Consider the following 1,850-nt stretch of genomic DNA (forward strand, 5'->3'; position numbering starts at 1 on the left):
AGCGCCTGCGGCAGTTCCGTTTCCTGCCCCCGGGTCAGTTCCAGCACATCACCTACGCGAGGGGCGACCAGATCGTCATGGGCGAGTGTGACGACGGAGGCCCGGCCGCGCATCAGGAAGCGGATCACACCCTCGGTTTCCACCGCGTCGAAACCGAAATGCCGCGACAGCGTGGTAATGGACGCGCGCGGGCTTTCGAGCGCGGTGATGACGTACCCCTCGATGGCACCCCAGAGGCCGGTGACGTCGATGCGCGCCTCGGGCAGCCCGGCCCGCAGGCAGAGGTGGCGCACGAGGGCTGCCAGCGACACCGCGCCGAGGCGCCCGGTCAGCCAGTGGCCAAGCCGCCAGTTTGCGCCGTCGGTCCAGACATCGGTCAGCGCGGGAAAGAACGGATAGGGCCGCGCATCCCATGTCCAGGCGGCGCATTCAGGGACGTGGACCATCCGAGCGCCATAGACAGAGGACACCGGGTTGTGCGCAGCCTCACCCCAGAACTTGTACGTTGCCTCGAGATAAGCGCGCTGGATCGCGTCATCGCGCCAGCCCCGCGAAAAATGTGGCGTCAGGCTTTCCGACGATTTGGGGTCGTAAAAGACATTCGGCTGGTTGGTGCCCCGGTCGATGGCGGGACAGCCCAACTCTGTGAACCGGATGGGCTTGGACTGCGGCACCCAGTCGGTGCTGGAGACCCCGATCTCTTGCACATCGAGCGCCAGGGCAACAACCATCTCCCCCGCTACAGCCGAGACCGGGCCAAAGCTTGCAGGGACAGTGGCGTTGCCGAGAAAGGTCACGGTGAAGGCAAGCTCGACCACATCCCCGGCGCTGCCATGCGTCCTGACCGCGATGTCGGTGATCGGATGTGGCCCTTGCGTCAGGATGACCTGATCGTTGAAATAGTACCGGAACCCCGCATAGCCGCCGGGATGTTCCAGCAGGATGCGCGCCGAGGGGCTGCTGCCCTGCCGGCACCAGGCAGTCACGCGGTAGCGCGTACCGTCTGTCACGGAGAGGTTGGTGTTCAGCCGCGCCCGTCCGCCCGCGTTGCCACCCGAGATGATCCGGGCGGCATGGGCATAGCGGTCGAGAATGATGCCGGGTTCAGGCACGATCGATGCGCCGACGATCGGTACCCATGTGTCAGGCTGTGCGGCGTCCGGATGCAGAGCTTGCCGCACGCCGCCGGGGCGATCGTGATGCGGCTCCGACCACCAGCTGCGCAGGTCCTTGTACCGAAACACCCACGGCTCCCCGTAAGCGCCATCGGTGATCGCCGTGCGCATCTGCGTGAAGCGGTCAGCCGCGCTGGCGTAGAACCAGTCGAAGCCTTCGCCACTGGCGATATTGGCCTGCAGATAGGCGCGGTCATGGATCGCGGGCCAGCCATCAATCGCGTCCAAATGCTCGAACCCGTCGCGCCAGTCCGAGATCGGCATGTAATTGTCGATGCCGATGAAATCGATCGCCGGATCGGCCCAGAGCGGGTCGAGGTGGAAGAAGGCATCATTGCTGCCGTCGCCCGGCTGGTGTCCGAAATACTCCGACCAGTCCGCCGCATAGCTGATGGCCGTGCCCGCGCCGAGGATGGCGCGCACATCAGCTGCCAGATCACGGAGCGCCTGCACCGCTGGATAGGTGCCCGCGTCCGAGCGGATGGTGGTCAGCCCGCGCATCTCAGTGCCGATCAGGAACGCGTCGACCCCGCCTGCCACTGCGCAGAGATGGGCGTAGTGCAGCACCATGCGGCGCAGGCCCCAGTCCTCTGCCGTGCCGGTCCAGCTGACAGCCTCCTCGGCGATGGTGAAGTCCGAGGGGCTGGCACCCCCGAACAGGGCGGCAACCTGCGC

General features: G+C 66.2%; 1 protein-coding gene. It reads right to left on the reverse strand.

Translation table 11 applies throughout. The features are described 5' to 3' along the window. Positions 1 to 1,850 (reverse strand): glycoside hydrolase/phage tail family protein (locus IEV82_RS23855; protein ID WP_229748012.1); only part of this gene is annotated, 1,850 nt, incomplete at both ends.

This window comes from Marivita lacus (genome assembly GCF_014637725.1).
Classification (GTDB): Bacteria; Pseudomonadota; Alphaproteobacteria; order Rhodobacterales; family Rhodobacteraceae; genus Marivita; species Marivita lacus.